Annotated in this window: 16 protein-coding genes; 8 read left to right on the top strand and 8 right to left on the bottom strand. The window is 65.5% G+C overall.

Annotation, left to right across the window (positions count from 1 at the left end; translation table 11 throughout):
• Positions 1–14 precede the first annotated feature (14 nt).
• From GRB80_RS10290 to GRB80_RS10275, 4 genes are all read right to left on the bottom strand, one after another.
• Positions 15–1,193 (bottom strand): extracellular solute-binding protein, encoded by a 1,179-nt coding sequence (locus GRB80_RS10290; protein WP_161423527.1) that lies wholly within the window; start codon positions 1,191–1,193, stop codon positions 15–17.
• A complete protein-coding gene (locus GRB80_RS10285) occupies positions 1,186–2,934 on the bottom strand; it encodes a chloride channel protein (protein WP_237562085.1) in 1,749 nt (582 codons plus the stop codon). The genes GRB80_RS10290 and GRB80_RS10285 overlap by 8 nt, the downstream gene beginning before the upstream one ends.
• 124 nt (positions 2,935–3,058) lie before the next feature.
• On the bottom strand, positions 3,059–3,451 hold the full coding sequence (locus tag GRB80_RS10280; protein WP_161423526.1) for a glutaredoxin family protein: 393 nt from the start codon (positions 3,449–3,451) through the stop codon (positions 3,059–3,061).
• Positions 3,452–3,624: 173 nt separating this feature from the next.
• Positions 3,625–4,767: a ChaN family lipoprotein gene (locus GRB80_RS10275; protein ID WP_161423525.1), complete on the bottom strand. Its 1,143-nt coding sequence runs from the start codon at positions 4,765–4,767 to the stop codon at positions 3,625–3,627.
• Positions 4,768–4,969: 202 nt separating this feature from the next.
• On the opposite strand from GRB80_RS10275, the gene GRB80_RS10270 reads away from it, so the two are divergent.
• From GRB80_RS10270 to GRB80_RS10240, 7 genes are all read left to right on the top strand, one after another.
• Positions 4,970–5,953 carry a metal ABC transporter solute-binding protein, Zn/Mn family gene (locus tag GRB80_RS10270; RefSeq protein ID WP_202597204.1) on the top strand — a complete coding sequence of 328 codons (984 nt, stop codon included), beginning with the start codon at positions 4,970–4,972 and terminating at the stop codon, positions 5,951–5,953.
• A gap of 3 nt (positions 5,954–5,956) precedes the next feature.
• Positions 5,957–6,769 (top strand): metal ABC transporter ATP-binding protein, encoded by an 813-nt coding sequence (locus GRB80_RS10265; RefSeq protein WP_161423524.1) that lies wholly within the window; start codon positions 5,957–5,959, stop codon positions 6,767–6,769.
• Entirely contained in the window at positions 6,763–7,977 is a 1,215-nt protein-coding gene (locus GRB80_RS10260; RefSeq protein ID WP_202597203.1) for a metal ABC transporter permease, read from the top strand. The genes GRB80_RS10265 and GRB80_RS10260 overlap by 7 nt, the downstream gene beginning before the upstream one ends.
• On the top strand, positions 7,974–8,897 hold the full coding sequence (locus GRB80_RS10255; protein ID WP_161423523.1) for a metal ABC transporter permease: 924 nt from the start codon (positions 7,974–7,976) through the stop codon (positions 8,895–8,897). The genes GRB80_RS10260 and GRB80_RS10255 overlap by 4 nt, the downstream gene beginning before the upstream one ends.
• 108 nt (positions 8,898–9,005) lie before the next feature.
• The gene (locus tag GRB80_RS10250; RefSeq protein WP_237561965.1) at positions 9,006–10,796 is read left to right on the top strand and encodes a mechanosensitive ion channel family protein; all 1,791 of its coding nucleotides are present in this window, start codon (positions 9,006–9,008) and stop codon (positions 10,794–10,796) included.
• 63 nt (positions 10,797–10,859) lie between these two features.
• Positions 10,860–11,369 carry an NUDIX hydrolase gene (locus GRB80_RS10245; RefSeq protein WP_161423522.1) on the top strand — a complete coding sequence of 170 codons (510 nt, stop codon included), beginning with the start codon at positions 10,860–10,862 and terminating at the stop codon, positions 11,367–11,369.
• Complete coding sequence (locus GRB80_RS10240; RefSeq protein ID WP_161423521.1) at positions 11,264–11,728, top strand: MBL fold metallo-hydrolase; 465 nt, start codon at positions 11,264–11,266, stop codon at positions 11,726–11,728. Before GRB80_RS10245 ends, GRB80_RS10240 begins: the two co-directional genes overlap by 106 nt.
• Before the next feature lie 27 nt (positions 11,729–11,755).
• Here the strand turns inward: GRB80_RS10240 and GRB80_RS10235 are convergent, their stop codons facing one another.
• Positions 11,756–12,661 carry a cation diffusion facilitator family transporter gene (locus GRB80_RS10235; RefSeq protein ID WP_161423520.1) on the bottom strand — a complete coding sequence of 302 codons (906 nt, stop codon included), beginning with the start codon at positions 12,659–12,661 and terminating at the stop codon, positions 11,756–11,758.
• A 122-nt stretch (positions 12,662–12,783) separates the two neighbouring features.
• Between GRB80_RS10235 and GRB80_RS10230 the strand changes: the two genes are divergently transcribed.
• Positions 12,784–14,346: a glutamate synthase-related protein gene (locus GRB80_RS10230; protein WP_161423519.1), complete on the top strand. Its 1,563-nt coding sequence runs from the start codon at positions 12,784–12,786 to the stop codon at positions 14,344–14,346.
• Positions 14,347–14,353: 7 nt separating this feature from the next.
• Here GRB80_RS10230 and GRB80_RS10225 read toward each other — a convergent pair whose 3' ends face one another.
• From GRB80_RS10225 to GRB80_RS10215, 3 genes are all read right to left on the bottom strand, one after another.
• The gene (locus GRB80_RS10225; RefSeq protein ID WP_132042621.1) at positions 14,354–15,064 is read right to left on the bottom strand and encodes an SIMPL domain-containing protein; all 711 of its coding nucleotides are present in this window, start codon (positions 15,062–15,064) and stop codon (positions 14,354–14,356) included.
• Between the two features lie 132 nt (positions 15,065–15,196).
• Entirely contained in the window at positions 15,197–16,786 is a 1,590-nt protein-coding gene (locus GRB80_RS10220; RefSeq protein ID WP_161423518.1) for a BCCT family transporter, read from the bottom strand.
• 303 nt (positions 16,787–17,089) lie between these two features.
• Entirely contained in the window at positions 17,090–18,271 is a 1,182-nt protein-coding gene (locus tag GRB80_RS10215; protein ID WP_161423517.1) for an alpha-hydroxy acid oxidase, read from the bottom strand.
• Positions 18,272–18,287 lie beyond the last annotated feature (16 nt).

Here is an 18,287-nt window from a genome sequence, read left to right as displayed (position 1 = left end):
CGCGGCGTGATAACTCACGGGATCTTCTGGCGTTGGGTATCTCCGGCGGCGCTTTGCGATGCGGCCGCGCTCGGCCCGGCAGCGGCCGGAAAGTCGTCGCCCCGCGCCTCCAGCCAGGCCGCGAAGTAGTCGTTCATGCGCGTCAGGGTGCGCGCATACCAGGCCTCGTCCTTGGTGATCGCGTGTTCGGCGTTGAGCGGATGTGTGGGGATATGCAGGCGCATGTCCACGCCGCTGACCGGATGGCGACCGACCCGGACGGCCGCTGATTCACGCGCCGGCCCGTAGGGAATTCGCCGAGCCAGGGCGGCGAGCCGCTCGGTGGAGGTGGCGAAGCGGATAAAGTCGCGGGCCGTCTGGGTATGGCGGGCATGGCGGGGAACCACCCAGGTCTCGTGCTCCTGAACCTGGCCGTCCCAGAGTATCTCGATGGGCGCGCCTCGCTGGACCATGGCATCGAAGAAGCGCCCGTTGTAACCCGACGCCATGACCACCTGTCCATGGGCGAGCAGCTCCACGGGCGCCTCGCCCTCTTCCCACCAGTGGATGGTGTCCAGCTGGTCCAGGCGCGTGAGGGCAAGGCTCAGGCCTCGCGGTGTGCTGAGCAGTCGATAGAGTTCCTGGCGGGGGACACCGCTGGCCAACAGTGCCCACTCAAGATTGACCGCCGGCGTGCGCTGCAGGGCCCGGGGGCCTGGAAAGCGCTGTTGGTCGAAGAGATCGGCGATGCGAGAGGGGCGCCGTCCCGGAAAGGCGTCGGGGCGATAGGCTACCACCGTGGCAAACAGCGTATGGGTGAGAGCGCAGGCGCCAATGGCCCCCGGGATAAAGTCCCGTTCGGCAGAGGTTCCGTCCGGGGCCGGGGCAGGTAGGCCCGGCGGCAGAGGCTGCAGCAGCCCCTCGTCACAGGCGGCCATGGCCTCGCTGCGGGTCATGTCGATCACATCCCAGGGCGCCTCGCCGGCGGCGATGGCGCGGCGCAGTTCGTCCAGGCCACCGGCGTAGCGCGCCACCTCGACCTCGGTTCCGGTCTGCTCGGTGAAAGGGGTGAACAGGGCCTCTCGCTGGGCGCGTTCGTAGGCGCCACCCCAGCTGAGCACTCGCAGGGGCTCGGCCGAGACCGCAGAGCCCCAGGCCATCAGTACGCATAGTGCCAATAGCACCATCCACTGTGCAGGAGTCAGCCTATCCATGGCCATGCTCCTCGCGGCGCAGCGTATCGCTCTGGTCCAGATAGGCATGGGCGATAGCGACCTCGTAGACCACACCGCAGAAGACGCCGTCGTCGACCACGGCCAGGGCCTCGCTGGTGATCTTCTCGAGAAGCGCCATCGCCGCCCATAGCGTGGTGTCGGGGCTCAGTATTGGTCGCGTCATGTCCAGACACTCCCTGGCCTGCCGGGGTGGGGACTCCTCCTGTCTTGCCGCCTCCAGATCGGCCAGCGTCACGCATCCGTGAAAGCGTCCCCGGTCATCGACCAGATAGGCCTCGGCGTGGTGCTGCCGGGCGATGCCGATGATGGCCTCGTCCAGCGATGCCCCGGGAGAGAGGGTGACACACTCCCGGGTCAGGTAGTCGCTTACCCGCGTGTCCATCAGCAGGGCTTGGTCACGCCCCGAGGAGAGGTCGAGGCCACGTTCGCGCAGCTGAATGTCGAACAGCGAGCGTCCAAACAGCTGAGCCGCGATGGGACTGGCCAGGGTCACGCTGGCCAGGGCCGCGGTGGTCAGGGCGTAATTGCCGGTCAGTTCGAAGACAATCAGCAGGCTGGTCAGCGGGGCGCCGATGACCGGAGCGGTGACGGCGACCATTCCGCAGACCGCATAGAAGACGAAGGTCTCGTGGGAGATGCCGGTCAGGCTGGCCGTCAGGGTGCCGCAGAGGGCACCGAACAGCATGCCAACCACCAGGGCAGGGCTGAACACTCCGCCGCTGAAGCCCATGCCCAGACAGAGGGCGGTGGCCGCTACCTTCAGGCCCAGCACCAGTAGCAGCTCGCCACTGCCGAAGGCGCCAGCGATGGTGGCGAAGCGCAGGGTCTCCTGGCCCATGCCGAGAATATCGGGCACCCAGAGTGCCGCCACGCCCAGCAGGGCACCCGCCAGGGCCGGCTGCAGTGCCGGGCGCAGGGGGAGTCGTTGCGCGAGCCGACCGACGCCGAGAATGGCATGCATGTAGCTCCCGGCCATCAGGGCACCCAAGCCGCCGATGGCGACGAAGAGAGCAAACTCCCAGGCCTGGGGAACCACGGTCTCGGCGACATGAAAGAGGGCGCCCTGGGCCAGTGCCTGGGTGGCGATCACATGGCCGACCAGGGCCGCAGCGGCGACGGGAGCGAAGGCGCGGAGTGCGTAGTGGCGCAGTACCACCTCATGGGCGAAGACAATGCCCGCCAGCGGCGCATTGAAGGCGGTGGCAATCGCCGCGGCCACCCCGCAGGCGATGGAGATATTGTCGTCGGAGCGACTCAGGCGCAGCACCCGAGCGCCCAGGGAGCCGAGACTGGCCCCCAGGTGCACCAGCGGGCCGTACTGGCCTACCGAGGCGCCGGCACCCAGGGAGAGCAGGGCGGTAAAGGCGGAGACAGCCCCGGCCTTGAGCGGCAGTCGGCCGCGACGCGTCTGGACGGCGGCGATGGCATCGGTAGGCGTATGGGGGCGCCGCTCGGGCAGCGTCTGGTGCAGGTGGCCGACGATGAGTCCGCCCAGGGCGGGCACGGCCACGGTGGTCAATATTAGCCACTCCGGCCAGGCAAACATCATGCGGCTGCGTGGCGAGATCAGCAGTATCTCGTTGAGCCACAGCACGCCGCGCACGAAACCGGCGGCAAACAGCGCCGCCACGCCACCCACCGTGGCGCCCAGTACCACCAGTCCCAGGAAGCGCAGCATCGACACAAGGCCGCGCGGCGTGGGTGGATCATGGATCTCCATATCCAAGGTGTAGGCGCCAGGGCCATGGAGGTCCAGCCGGGGCTTATGGCGAGATCTGCCCCGGGCTACCGAGCTGCCAAGCTATCTGTGTTAGCCCGGGGATAGATCCCTTATGGGTGGACAGTCACGCCGTGGCGAAGCGCTGGTGCAGCCAGGCGTTGATATCGTCGGACTCGTAGAGCCACTCGACTTCGCCATCGGAATGGGCGATACGCAGGCAGGGAGCCTTGACGCGGCCACCGTTCTCGGCGAGTTCGCGGCGATGCTGCTGGTCGAACTGGGCGTCGCGGGTCTCGATGGGCAGAGCCAGGCGGGCGAGCTCCTTGCGTACCTTGACGCAGAAGGGGCAGGTGCGGAACTGGTAAAGAGCAAGGTCTTCACAGGCGCGATCGACCTCGGCCTGCTCCTCCGGTGAGCGCGACACGGCCTTGGGGGTCGTGAGCTTTTCGGAAATCAGCACGATCGGTGCCAGCACCAGGCGCAGGCCGCGGAAGAACAGGCGAATCAGGGGGCGCATTGGGTCTCGATATCCTCGTTGGTTCTCTGGGGGGCGGCCATGATGCCATGCCCCCCGGTGAGCGGCCAGCTGGGGTTGGAGCGCATCAGTTGGAGCGCATCAGTTGGAGCGCATCAGTTGGAGCGCATCAGTTGGAGCGCATCCGTCAGAGCGCATCCGTCAGAGCGCATCCGTCAGAGCGCATCAATGGGGAAGCGGGCGAGGATCTCGCGGGCTTCGCCATTGCGCTTGATCGTCAGTGGCAGCAGGGTGCCGGGCGCCTGGCGGCTGACCCGAGCGATCAGCTCGCCGGGAGCCACGACCTCCCTGCCGGCGGCGGCCGTGATGATATCGCCCTCGCGCAGGCCGCTGTCGGCCGCCACGCTGTCGGCCTCGACTCGGGCGACCCGCACCCCCGCTTCGTCGGGCAGAATCAGCACGCCCAGGCGCAGTGGAGCCGCCGGCTCGTACGGTGACTCGTCGCCGAGGCCGAACAGTACATCGGCGACCCCTTCGGAAGGCGGGCAGTCGTGCCGTGTCGACCAGGCCAGCAGCGTGCGATGTGAGTCGAGCCCAAGGTCCTCGAGCTGGTGAGGAACTCCGTGATCGTGCTTGAGATGCCCCTCGCCGATCAGGCCGACGACCAGCGGCACCCGCTCGGCGGCGCTGGCGAGGCCTTCGGCCATGGCGCGATCCCAGACCAGCTGGGCTTCGATAAAGCGCTCGAGTCCTCCTGGGGCATCGAGTTCGCTGGGGTGGCTGGCATATAGCTCGGTGAGGAGGCTGACATAGTCGGGGGGTGGCGTGGCAGGCGGGGTCAGGCCGTGACGCTCTTCCGATGCCACTTTCTCCCAGCCCTGTGTGCTTAGCCGCCGGCGCAACTCGGGGGTGACGTTCAGCGCGACCAGCGGGATACGGTTCATGCGTGCAAAGTGCAGGATCGGCAGGTAGAGGTCGGGGTCATAGCCCCAGGCCTCGTACCAGTCGCTGGTGGAGAGGAAGGCCGCCTCATTCAGCTCTCCGGCCACCCAGGCATCCAGCGCCGGCTGGGCCTTGCGCGGTAGCATCTCGAGACCGATCGCCATCGCGGGCTGGTGGGCGTGCAGCGCCGCCAGGGTATGCAGTTGCCAGCGGTGGTGGGCCAGACGCTCATGCTGTTCGCCGAGCAGCACGACCCGCTGGGAGGCGAGCTCGCGCATCAGGGCGTCGGCGGGTACGGCAACACCACCGCGTTGCCACTCCCCCGGTCGAGGACATTCGCCGGCCATGCTAATGGCAGGCAGGCCACCCAGGGTCAGGGCAAGAAAAGGGGCGGCAAGCAGATGACGGCATAGCATGGCGTCTCCTCTGGGGCAGGGGCCTATCGAGGGGTTACCATACCCCAGGCCAGGAAGCGTCGCGATCATGCCCTGATGGGCGCCATCAGGCGAAGTGCCAGGGGGAAATGAACGACTAGTAATCGTAGCGATTCGCGTTATCCTATTGTGTGTTGTGACGTACAGCTTGCATTGCGCCTCGCCACCTGTTCAGGAGCTATTCGTGCCAAAACTCTCTCGTCGACTCGCCTCCCTGCTGGGGCTCACGCTGATGCTGTTGACTCTTCCCAGCCTTGCCGATTCACGCTTGAACGTGGTGGCCACCACCGGCATGATCGCCGACGTCGTGCGGGAAATAGGCGGCGAGCGGGTCGAGGTGACGGGGCTGATGGGCCCCGGGGTCGACCCGCATTTGTACCGCCAGACGCGCAGCGATGTGGTCGCCATGAGTCGCGCCGATGCGGTGTTCTGGAACGGTCTCTATCTCGAGGCGCAGCTGGCCGAGCTGTTGGGCCGGCTGGCCCAGCGCAGTCCGGTCTATGCCGTCGGCGAGGCGGTACCCAAGGAGGAACGGCTCGCCCATGAGGACTACGTTGACCAGCCCGACCCCCATATCTGGATGGACCCGAGTCGTTGGCGTCATGCGGTCGTCGCCGTGCGCGATGCGCTGATCGAGCTGGACCCTGAAGCCACCGAGGAGTTCGAGGCTCGCACCGAGGCGTATCTGGAGGAGCTCGAGGCGCTGGACGCCTATGCGCATGAGGTGCTGGACACCATTCCGGCGTCATCCCGCGTGCTGGTCACCGCCCACGATGCCTTCGGTTACTTCGGCGAGGCCTATGCGCTGGAGGTGATGGGCATTCAGGGCTTCTCCACCGAAAGCGAGGCGGGACTCTCGCGCATCGAGAACCTGGTCGATCTGCTGGTCAAGCGTGAAATCGGCGCCATCTTCGTCGAGACCTCGGTCTCGGAGCGCAGCATCCGCGCACTGATCGAAGGGGCGGCCGCCGTGGGTCACGAGGTGCGCATCGGTGGCGAGCTATTCTCCGATGCCATGGGGCCCGAGGGAACCTACGAAGGCAGCTGGCTGGGCATGCTCGACCATAACGTGACCACCATCGCCCGCGCCCTGCAGGGCAGTGCGCCGGAGCTGGGCTGGCAGGGGCGTCTGGGCAGGGATGCCTCTCACACCATCGAGGAGGAGTAATCCATGCCCGATTCGCGTCTCGGCAAGGAGGTGATCGCTAGTCCCCTGGCGATTCAGGGGCTCACGGTCAGCTACGATCATCGCCCGGTGGTGCACTCGGTGGACTTCGTCACCCCGCCGGGCAGCATGAGCGCCATCATCGGGCCCAATGGCGCCGGCAAGTCGACGTTGCTCAAGGCGGCGCTGGGCATCACCCGACGACTCTCCGGCGAGGTGCGTGTCTTCGGTCGCCCTCTCGATCAGGAGACCCGCCACCTGGCCTTCGTGCCCCAGCGCTCCAGTGTCGACTGGGACTTCCCGGCGCGCGTCATCGATGTGGTGGGCATGGGACTCTATCGCGATCTGCGCTGGTGGCAGTTCGGCTCTCGACAGTTACGTCTGCGCGCCATGGAGAGCCTGGCACGGGTCGGCATGGAGGGTTTCGCCGACCGACAGATTGGTCAGCTCTCGGGAGGCCAGCAGCAACGGGTGTTTCTGGCCCGGGCCCTGGTCCAGGAGGCCGATCTGACCATCCTCGATGAGCCCTTCGCCGGGGTCGATGCCGCGACCGAGGCGGCCATCATCCAGGTGCTCAAGTCGTTGCGAGACGAGGGGCGAACCCTGCTCTGCGTGCATCACGATCTAGCCACGGTGCGCGACTACTTCGATCATGTGTTGCTGATGAATGTGCGCCGCATCGCCGCCGGTTCGGTCGACGAGGCCTTTAGCGAAGAGAATCTACAGGCCACCTACGGCGGCCGGCTCAGCCCGGTTCAGCTGGCGCGGCTCACCGAGTCCCCGAACGGCAGGCGCCAGGAGGAGGAGAGGAGATGGTGATGGAGACCTGGTGGCGGGCACTGACCTTCACCCTGGGTTACAACACCAGCCTGGTCACCGTGGGCGCCATGCTGCTGGCCGCGGCGGCCGGCATGGTGGGTAGCTTCGTCCTGCTGCGCAAGCGTGCCCTGGTCAGCGATGCCATCAGCCATGCGACATTGCCGGGGCTGGCTTTGGCCTTTCTGGTCATGGGCCTTTGGCAGGGAGATGGCCGGGTGCTGCCGGTGCTGCTCGCCGGTGCCGCCGGAAGCGCTGCCCTGGGGTTGTGGTTGGTGCAGCGTATCGGGGAGCGTACTCGACTCGGAGAGGACGCCGCCATCGGTGCCGTGCTCTCGACCTTCTTCGCCTTCGGGGTGGTGCTGATCACCGTGATCCAGACCCTCTCGGTACGTGGCCAGTCGGGCCTGACCAGTTATCTGGTAGGGGCCACCGCCGGCATGCTCTACTCCGAAGCGCTGCTGATCGCCGCCTGCGCCCTGGGTCTGCTGCTGGCCCTGATGGTGTGGCGGCGTGACTTTCTGCTGCTCTGTTTCGATCCGGCCTTCGCCCGCACCCAGGGGTTCAATACCGGCAGGCTCGATCTGCTGTTGCTGCTGCTGCTGATGGCGGTCGTGGTGATCGGTCTCAAGGTCACCGGGCTGATCCTGATCGTGGCACTGACCATTATTCCTCCGGTCGCGGCGCGTTTCTGGACCGACCAGCCCATGCGCATGGTGGCCCTTGCCGCACTGCTCGGCGCCCTGGCAGGCTATCTCGGGGTGACGCTCTCCAGCGTGCGCGAAGGGCTGCCCACCGGTCCGCTGATCGTGCTTTCCGCCTTCGGCCTGTTTTTGATCTCCTTTCTGTTCTCACCGCGTCGCGGGGTGCTGGCCTCCCTGCTCGCCTATCAGCGTCTGCGACGGCGTGTGCACCTGCGCCAGGGGCTGCTTGCCCTGGAGCGTGATGAGCCGATCTTCGATGGGCTGACGCTAAAGCTGTTGCGCCGCCGCGGCCTGGTGCGTCGCGATGGGGTCGCCACCCCGGCGGGCGAGGCGGCGGCACGCGACGCCGAGCATGAGGAGCGGCTATGGGCCCTCTATCGGCGCCGCTATCCGGATGATGCCCTGCATCGGGAGCATGCCGGACTGACGCCGATCGGCCAGGTGCTTTCGGTGGACGCCATCATGGCTCTGGAGGCGGAGCTGCCCCCCGCGGAGGTGACACGATGAATGAGTTCATGATGTTCAGCCTGGTGCCGCTGACAATCGCGATCATCATCTCGATGACCTGTGCGTTGCTCGGCAACTTTCTGGTGCTGCGCCGGCAGAGCCTGATCGGCGATGCCATCAGCCATGTGGCACTGCCCGGGATCGTGGTCAGTTTCCTGATTACCGGCACCCTGGCCTCGCTGGCCATGATGCTGGGCGCCGGGGTGGCTGCCCTGGTGACGGTGGCACTGATCGAGCTGATTCGCCGCCTGGGGCGAGTGGAGGGGACGGCCGCCATGGGCGTGGTATTCACCAGCCTGTTTGCCGTCGGCGTGCTGCTGCTGGAGTGGCATGGCGCCGCTGGGGTACACCTGGACGTCGAACATGCCCTCTACGGTAATCTGGAGAGCCTGATCTGGTTCGAAGGGGTGGGTCTTGGTGCGCTGTTCGATCCGGTGGCGCTGGCCGATCTTCCTCCCCAGCTGGGCCGGGCCGCCTGGGTCGGGCTGGTGGTGGTGATCTTCGTGGTGATAATGCGCCGCCCGCTGGTGCTGGCCAGCTTCGATCCCGACTTTGCCGCCAGCATGCGAACGCGTCCGGCGCTGGTCGACCTGATGCTGGTGACCCTGGTGGCGGTGGCCGCCATCGCCGCCTTTGAGGCGGTGGGGTCGATCATCGTGATCGCGATGTTCATCTGCCCGGCCGCTGCCGCGCGGTTGATGACCAATCGTCTCGGCGTGCAGATCGTCTGGAGTCAGGTATTCGCCCTGCTGGCTGCGGTAGGGGGGTATCTGCTGGCCGGTGAGGCGCCGCGCTGGCTGGGCTTCGATACGTCGCTCAGTGCCGCCGGCATGATCGCCAGCCTGGCAGGTTTGATCCTGCTTGCCGCCTGCCTGTTCGGCCCCTGCCGTGCTCGTACGGGGGCGGCGCATCAGGACTGAATCGACCGCGGAGGGGGTAGACGGTACGGCGAGCATCGCGTGTACTGCCAGTAGCCTGGCCGCGGATGGCCGGGTAGGGGAGGCTCACGACGGTAGGGAGGGACCGACATGAGGCGCTATCTCTCGCGCTGCTTGCTCCGTTGGCGCCGAGTATCACCGACGCCGACGCCGATGCCGCTGCCGGTGCCGGTGCTTTGGGTGTTGGTGTCGCTGGCACTGCTGCTGGCGGGTCCGGTATCGGTCCAGTCCTCTCAGCATGAGGATGGTCCATGGTTCACCCTCGAGACCCTCAACAGCGGCCTCGGCGAGCCACCCGAGCAGGTGCGGCGCCAGACACCCCGTGAGGCGTTGCGCAGCTTTCTTACCCTGAGCGGAAAGGGGGATTTCGAGGCGGCGGCGCATCTGCTCAATCTCACCGAGCTGCCGGCCCAGGAGCAGGCCACCCGGGGCAGTGAGCTGGCACGCCAGCTCGCCTCGGTGCTGCAGCGGGGCGACTGGCTGCAACCCTCGGACCTCTCCAGTCGACGCGATGCCATGGTCGAGGACATGTCCGGCAATCACCCCCTGGCCGGCCAGGCACGTCGCAATCTTCTATTGACCTCGCTGGAGGCCGACGGCGAGTCCCACGCGATTCGCCTCGCCCGCTATCGGGCCGGCGATCAGGCGCCGGTGTGGTTGATCACCCCCGACACCCTGGCGTTTGTCCCCGTCCTCTATAAGGCCTACGGACCCTCCTGGCTCGAGCGGCGTATTCCCGAGCGTTTCCAGCGTTCGCTTGGCATGCTGCGGTTATGGGAGTGGCTGGCGATTCCCCTCTTCATGACGTTGATCGGTCTGCTGGGGTGGACCGTGTATCGCCTCACATCGGCCATGGCCGGCTGGTTGCCGGTCGGTAGCCTGGCGAAGCGTTTCGTAGCTCGGATACCGGTACCGGTGACCTTTATCGCCATGTCGCTGATGGCCCAGGTGCTGCTGGGCAGCGTGGTCTCCTTCTCCGGTGTGGCGACCGCCGGTTTCCGTATCCTGCTTATCGTGATCATGGCCTGGGGGATGGGGCTTGCCGCCCTGCGTCTGGTCGACGCCTTCCTGCACAGGATGACCCAGCGTCTGGTGGGTGAGATCGATGACACCCGTCACCGAGATGAACGCAAGCTGCTGACTTCTCTCTATGCCCTCAGGCGCGGCATCATCCTGATCACGGTCATCGCCGTGACGGTCTATATCCTGGCGGAGATCAACCTGTTCGGTACCCTCGGTCTGTCGCTGCTCGCCTCGGCCAGTGTCCTGACGGTGCTGGTGGGCATCGCCGGCCAGGCAGTGCTGGGCAATATCCTCTCCTCCTTTCAGCTGTCGCTGGCCAAGCCGATCCGGATGGGTGATCTGGTGGTGTTCGAGGGGCAGTGGTGCTATGTCGAGGGCATCTTCTATACCTTTATTCGTCTACGGGGCTGGGACGAGCGGCGTCTGATCGTGCCGGTCAAGCACTTCGTCTCTCAGCCCTTCTATAACCTCTCCGCCAAGGATGCACGTCTCTATCGCCAGCTGGCGCTTACCCTGCACATCAGTGCCGATATCGAGTGCCTGCGGCAACGCTTTCAGGAGCTGGCCGAGCAGGAGCCCGACGTGATCGAGCCGGACAAGCTGTGCTGCTACGCGACGGCCCAGAACGAGGCAACGATCGAGGTGCGTTGCTACATGATGACGCGAGAGCCCATGGGAGGGTGGGTCGCCGAGGCTCGGCTGCGCGAGAAGCTGCTGGCCTTTATTCGCGACGAGCACCCCGAGTGGTGGCCCCGGGAGGTGGTGGCCGTCAGCCGCCGCGATGTGACCATTGCCGAGGGCGGCGAGGCATCATTCGACTCGAGCCAGGCGGGTGAGGGGCACTCTGGCTCGTCATGAATCCTCACACCGATACGCCCCACACCGATAATGCCCCTTAGCCAGAAGGAGAGTCTGGTCGACATGAGTCACCCTGAGCGAGCCCAGCGGGTTCGTCCCGCCGCTACCCTGGCGCTGGTGCGCGATGGTGCGGAGGGCCTCGAAGTGTTGCTGCTGCAGCGTACCTGGCAGGCTGCCTTTCTCCCCGGCTATCACGTCTTTCCCGGTGGCGCCGTGGACATGGGGGATACCGAGCTTCGCGCCTTGGTCCGGGGGCGCGATGATGCCGAGATCAGCCAGGGGAAGACCTGCCTGGTGGAGCCGGATTCACCGGCCTATGCCGAGGTGCGCCGCCTGGACCCCCAGCGGCACGCCAGTGCCAACGCCGAGATCGTGCCCGGTCGGGCGGTTAGCCTGGTGCCGGGGGTGACCCGGGTGACTGCCCGGGACACGGGGAGCGTCTCGAGACGCCGGCCGGCACCCTCAAGGTGCTGCACACCCCGGGGCACGCCTCCAACCATCTCTGCTATCTGCTGGAGGAGCAGCGACTGCTCTTCTCCGGCGATCAGGTCATGCAGGGTTCCACCGTGGTGATCAATCCTCCGGACGGCGATATGGCCGCCTATGTCGCGGCCTTGCATGCCCTGGGCGAGGAGGCGTTCGACACCATCGCCCCGGGCCACGGCTTCCTGATCGGCCAGGCCCACGGCGCCATCGACTTCCTGATCACCCATCGGCTGGCCCGCGAGCACAAGGTTCGTCTGGCGCTGTGGCGTCATGGTCCGGTGAGCCTGGAGGCGTTGACGCGCCATGCCTATGACGATGTGCCCGAGGCGAAGCAGGGGCTGGCGACACGCTCGGCGCTGGCCCACCTGCTCAAGCTCGAAGCGGAGGGCCGTGCGGTGCAGCGCGAGGGTGTCTGGGACAGTCCGGGCCGTTCATCAAGACGATAGGCCCGATAAGGGCCTAGTCGTCCGCGCCTAGGCCCAGCGCTCATCGGCGGTAAAGGCCACGGTAAACCAGCGCCGCTCCGGTGGCGGGCTGAGGCGCTCGGCGATCTGTTCGCGTATCTCGTCCATCACTGCCACGCCACGCTCGGCGGCGAAGTCTGGCGTGGTGACGATATGGATCTCGATATAGTGGCCGCGCCCCGCCTTGGCGACATGGCTGTAGTAGGTCAGCAGCCCCTCGCGTTCCATCACCGGGGCCATGGCCGCATGCACCTCGGCGTCCAGTGCACTTGGCGCAATCAGGAAGATCTCCTTCAACGCTCGGCGCACGATGCCGATGGGGACCGGCATGAAACCGGCAGTCAGCAGCATCAGCAGCACCGAATCCACATAGGGAGTGAGATGAGCCCAGGCCGTCCCCTGCAGCAGCCTTGCGATGATAAACGCCACCAGCAACGCACTGGTGATCAATGCGGCCATCAGCCAGCCCTGCATGTCGATGCGCACGAACTCGGAGTCTGCCGTGCGATTGATCCGTCGTTGATAGGCGGTCATCACGAAACAGGCAATGGCCACCACCACGGCATAGGCGATGGCCAGATCGAAGGCCAGTTCGCGACCTCCTTCGCGCAGGTCGAGCAGTGCGGTCAGGAAGGCGTAGAAGCACAACAGCATCAGGATGCTGCCGTTGAGGGCGGCCACCAGCGGCTCCAGATGCCAGTAGCCGTGCTGGAAGCGCTGGCTGGCCTCGCGCACGGCCAGCCTTGCCACCAGCAGAGCCAGCCCGGACATGGCGGCATCGATGGTGGAGAAGACGCCATCGAAGAGGATCGACTGGGAGCCGGCCAGCAGGCCGACGGTGACGCCCAGGCCCGAGACCACCAGGGTCATGACGATGGAGAGCTTCAGCGCGCGCTGCTCGAGGGTGGCTTGCATGGTTGCGGCTCGTGGTCAGGGACAAGATCATATTAGCGAAATGGGGAGGAGCGGGGAACCTGGCCGCCATGCGGGAACTGTCTCAGACTACGGGCAGTGCCCTTGGCCAACAGGAGGATCCCATGCGCCAACCGATCATCGCCGACAACAAGCCGAAGAAGGTCATGCTGGAGAAGGGCAAGGAGTACGTCTTCTGCCGCTGTGGTCGTTCCGGCGATCAGCCCTTCTGTGATGGTTCGCATCAGGGCACCGGTTTCACACCGCTGGTGTTTACCGCCGAGAAGGACGGTGAGGCGTATCTATGCCGCTGCAAGCAGACCGGCGATGCTCCCTACTGCGACAGCACTCACCAGCAGTTCAGCAGGGAACAGGTGGGCCAGGAGGCACCGGATCCCGATAAGGTGAGCGAAGCCAGTGAAGAAGATAATGACCGGATGCCCAGGGCCAAGGCCACCGAGGAGGAGCCCACGGTAGAGCTGATTCATCGCCTCGCGCGGGAGGGGCTCGATGGGGTGGGTCCCCATGGCCCCATCGATGCCATGGGTGTGCCGCGTCATACTCTGCCCCAATGGGACGACCTGCAGCTGATGGTGGCGCAGCTGGCGACCCAGCCGCTGCTCGATGATGCCCGAGTCGATACCCGACTGGTGGTCGGCCCCGCGGCAAAAAAGCCGCTGACTCTCGACATGCCGCTGCTGGTCTCCGACATGAGCTTCGGGGCGCTCTCCGAGGAGGCCAAGATCGCCATGGCACGAGGCGCCGAACGCGCCGGCACCGGCATCTGCTCCGGCGAGGGTGGCATGTTGCCCGAGGAGCAGGCCGAGAATTCCCGTTATTTCTATGAATTGGCCAGTGCTCGATTCGGCTACGAGGAACGCCTGCTCGAGAGGGTCCAGGCGTTTCACTTCAAGGGCGGCCAGGCGGCGAAGACAGGTACCGGTGGCCATCTACCCGCCGGCAAGGTGTCGGCGCGGATCGCCGAGATCCGTGGCTTGAAGGAGGGCGAGCCCGCCGTGTCGCCGGCGACCTTCGAGGATCTGCACACGGTCGATGACTTCCGCCGATTTGCCGATCGCGTGCGCGAAATCACCGGTGGTATTCCGATCGGCTTCAAGCTCAGTGCCAACCATATCGAGCACGATATCCAGTTTGCCCTCGACGCCGGTGCCGACTATCTGATTCTCGACGGCCGCGGTGGTGGTACCGGGGCGGCGCCATTGATGTTCCGTGACCATATCAGTGTGCCCACCATTCCGGCCCTGGCGCGTGCCCGCCGTTACCTCGATGATGAGGGAGCGAGCGGTCGCGTGACCCTGATCGTTACTGGCGGCCTGCGCCTGCCCATCGACTTCGTCAAGGCGCTGGCGTTGGGAGCCGACGGGGTCGCCATCGCCAACAGCGCGATGCAGTCCATCGGCTGTGTGGCGGCGCGTATCTGCCATACCAACAACTGCCCGGCGGGCATTGCCACCCAGCGAAACGATCTGCGACAGCGTCTCGATGTCGACAAGTCTGCCGCTCAGCTCGAACGCTTCCTGCGCGCCTCGATGGAGCTGATGCAGGTAATGGCGCGGGCCTGTGGTCACGACAGCCTGGCCGGCTTCGGGCCTCGGGACTTGGCGACCTGGAAACGTGAGATGGCTCTGCTCAGTGGTGTGCGCTATGCCGGTGTCATGGATCTCTAGTGAAGCCCTAGTCGAGATAATACTCGATGGTGGTGACCACCCTGACGGTCTTGATCGGTTGCTGCTCCTCGGGGATGCCCGCCGCCTGGTCGCGGGCACGAATCTCGAATACCCCCTGATTGGCGCGGCGCAGGGTGCCAATGTCGGCATTGGCATCCCGGGCAAATTGCTCCGCGGACTCCCGGGCGGCTGCGGTGGCTTCGGCGATCATGGTTGGCTTGATCTCGTTGAGGCGATTGAACAGATAGATCGGACCGCTGGGGCCGTAGTCCGATGAGAGGACCACACCGGCGTCGAGCAACTCGCCCACTGCCTGGGCCGTGTCACGAATGCGCTCAATCTCCGTGCTGCGCACCATCAGGGTCTGATTGATGATGAAGCGTGGCTCGGTATCGCCGCTGCGATAGGGGTTGGCGGCGGTGTCGTTGACATTGAGACGCTGAAGCTCCACCTGCTGAGCATCGATATCGTGACGCTCGATAAAGGCGAAAATGGCCTCGCGGCTGACGCGGGCCTCTTCGCGAGCTTGCTGCAGGGTCGTGCCCGAGGCCACGAAGTGCAGCGGCCAGAGGGCGAGGTCCGCCTCGACCTCACGCTCGGCGAGTCCCTTGACGGTGACGTAGCGGTCGCCGGTCCGCAGATCGGTCAGCCCCTCGCCAATCAATGAGGCCGCCACGATGGTGGCGACGGCGAGTACCAGGGCAGGCAGTACCTTCATGATGATGACTCCTGTGCGTCAAGATGACACCGAAACGATCTGCAACTCACGATGCCCCAGGCACACCATAAAAGAAAGGAGGCACCCATATGGGTGCCTCCTTTTACCGCTTCACGGAACCTCGGTCGTGGCTCAGCCGTTATGGGTAACGGTCGCCACATTTGGGGTGATGACGCCCTGTTCACGGGCCATGGCATAGGCGGCCTTGGGGCCGGCCCAGAGTGAGGGCAGCAGTACCAGCGAGACGGGTATCGCGGTGATCACGATAAATTGCTGGAGTGCGCCGATCTGGCCGGCGCCCATATGTAGCAGAATACCAGCCATCACCGCCATGGCGAGACCCCAGAAGGCGCGCACCAGCGGGCTCGGCGCGTCGTGGCCGGCGCATACCACGGCGATGGCGTAGCTCATGGAGTCGCCGGTGGTCGCCACGAAGATGCTGGTCAGCAGCAGGATGGCCAGCGCCATCAGGGAGCCGCCCGGCAGTGCCTGAGCAACGGTCAGGGTGGCGACATCGAACTGGAAGTTGTTCAGCGCCTCGGTGAGATCGATCGCCCCGATCAGCTGATAGTGGATGCCGGAACCGCCGAGCAGGGTAAACCAGATGGTGGTGGCAACCGGCGCCATCACCGCCACCGCTAGGATCATCTCGCGAATGGTGCGGCCGCGGGAGATGCGTGCCACGAAGATCGCCATCAGTGGTGCGTAGCCGATAAACCAGGCGAAGAAGAATACCGTCCACCACTGCATCCACCACGCCGGCGCGGTTTCGGCGCTCATGGTGGCCATGGTGAAGAATGATGAGAGGTATTCCCCGAAGCCCTGACTGAAGGCGTTGACCAGATACAGGGTCGGACCGGCGACCAGAATCACCGCGGCAATCGCCAGTGCCAGGAAGACGTTGAAGCGCGACAGGATCTGGATGCCCTTGTGCACACCGGTCATGGCCGAGGTGATGTAGACCCCCGCCAGTACCACCAGAATGCCGAGCTTGGTGCCATACCCTTCGCTGATGCCGAACAGCTCATGCAGGCCGAAGCTCACCTGGGTGGCGAGAAAGCCGATCGGGCCGACGGTGCCGGCGACCACCGCGATCACGCAGCAGGCGTCGACTATGCTGCCAAGTGCGCCGCGCATTACCCGCTCGCCGAAGACCGGATAAAGCAGGGTGCGGGGTTGCAGTGGCTGACCCTTCACGTAGTGGGCATGGGCAAGCACGATCGCGCTGAGGGTTCCCAGCACGGCCCAGGCAAGAAAGCCCCAGTGCATGAACGACTGGGCCAGGGCGCCTGCAACGGCATCGGCGGTGCCTGGTTCGGTATCGAAGGCCGGTGGTGTCACCACGAAGTGGTAGATGGGCTCACCGGCGGCGAAGAAGACGCCACCTCCGGCCAGCAGGGTACACATGATCATCGACAGCCACTTGAAGGTGCTGATCTGCGGGCTGTCCATGTTGCCAACCCGGGCGCTGGCGGCGGGGGAGATGGCCACGCCGATCGCGATCATGAAGGTCAGCAGCAGCAGTAGCTGGAAGTAGGTACCCAGCGTCGTGGCGGTCCAGGCAAAACCGGCACTGATGCTGTCGGCCACCATGTCGATGTCGTAAAGCGAGAGGCCGACGAAGGCCACGATGAAACCGACAGTAAGCAGCAGAACGATGGGATCGCCCAGACGCGAAAACGCCGAGTTCCCGGCGGATGCAGGGGCAGTGTTGGGAGGCATGAGGGGATTGCTCTAGTTGCGAGAATTTTGGCACCGAGGGGGGTGGCGCCGACTAGAACGACGGAATACTAACAAGAGTTGACTTATAAGTCTAAAGGGGGTTGCTGCCAGTCCTGTACCTCTGGGGTCCCGGACACCGCGAGGTGCTGTCGATACCGGTCTGGCCTCAAGGTTCGCTGCGGAGCCTGGGAGTGGGCGTGAAAGTGTCGAATAGTTACTTAAAATTCAATATGATATGCCGAAACAACAAGGCCGGAATGGCTGCGCCGCCATGCCAGGGTTCCTGGCTGGCGGCGACGCAGGCTATCGAGGGGTCGAGGGGGCGGGTCGGCTCGGCAGGGGATAGCTGCCTGGGCGCAGGATCCGGGTATCGACATCATGGATATCCCGCAGGCCGCATAGCGCCAGGGTGGTATCCAGCTCCTTGTGGATGATGCGCAGGGATTCACTGACACCCTCCTGGCCCAGTGCCCCGAGCCCGTAAAGGAAGGCACGCCCGATATAGCCTCCCTTGGCACCCAGCGCCAGGGCCTTGAGCAGGTCCTGGCCGGAACGGATGCCGCCGTCCAGGTGGACCTCGCAGCGATCCCCCACGGCGGCAACGATGGATGGCAAGGCCTGGATGCTGGATGAGGCGCCGTCCAGCTGACGGCCGCCATGATTGGAGACCACGATGGCATCGGCACCCGCTGCCACCGCCTGCTCGGCATCCTCCGGCTCCAGAATACCCTTGATCACCAGCTTGCCGCCCCAGCGCTCCTTGATCCAGGCGACATCGTCCCAGCTCAGGCTGGGATCGAACTGTCCGGCGGTCCACTTGGCCAGCTGGCCCAGGTCCGTGGCGTCCTCGACGTGACCCGCCAGGTTGCCGAAGGTGCGTCGCCGAGTGCGTGCCATGCCCAGACACCAGCGCCACTTGGTGGCCAAGTCGAGCAGGTTGCGAGGGGTGGGGCGCGGTGGCACCGTCAGGCCGTTAATGATGTCCTTGTGGCGCTGGCCGAGGATCTGCAGGTCGGCGGTCAGCACCAGGGCCGAGCAGCCCGCCGCCTTGGCGCGGTCAATCAGTCGTCCGATGAACTTCCGGTCGCGCATCACATAGAGCTGGAACCAGAAGGGGCGTGAAGTGTGTTCGGCGACATCCTCGATGGAGCAGATGCTCATCGTGGAGAGCGTAAAGGGCACACCGAAGGCCTCGGCGGCACGGGCGGCGAGGATCTCGCCATCGGCGTGTTGCATGCCGGTAAGGCCGGTGGGGGCGAGCGCCAGCGGCAGGCTCACTCGCTCGCCGAGCATCTCGCTCTCCAGGCGGCGATTGCTCATATCCACCATTACGCGTTGGCGAAGCCCGATGTTTGAGAAGTCGTTGGCATTGGCCCGGTAGGTGCTTTCGGTCCAGGCGCCGGAGTCTACATAGTCGTAGAACATCCTGGGCACTCGGCGCCGTGCCAGGCGCTGTAGATCGTCGATGCAGGTAATGGTCGGCATGCTGAGTCGTCCCTGG

Source organism: Halomonas icarae (assembly GCF_009901955.1).
Lineage (GTDB): Bacteria > Pseudomonadota > Gammaproteobacteria > Pseudomonadales > Halomonadaceae > Halomonas > Halomonas icarae.
Note: the sequence above shows the minus strand (reverse complement) of the source record. Positions and strands in the feature narration are given on the sequence as shown.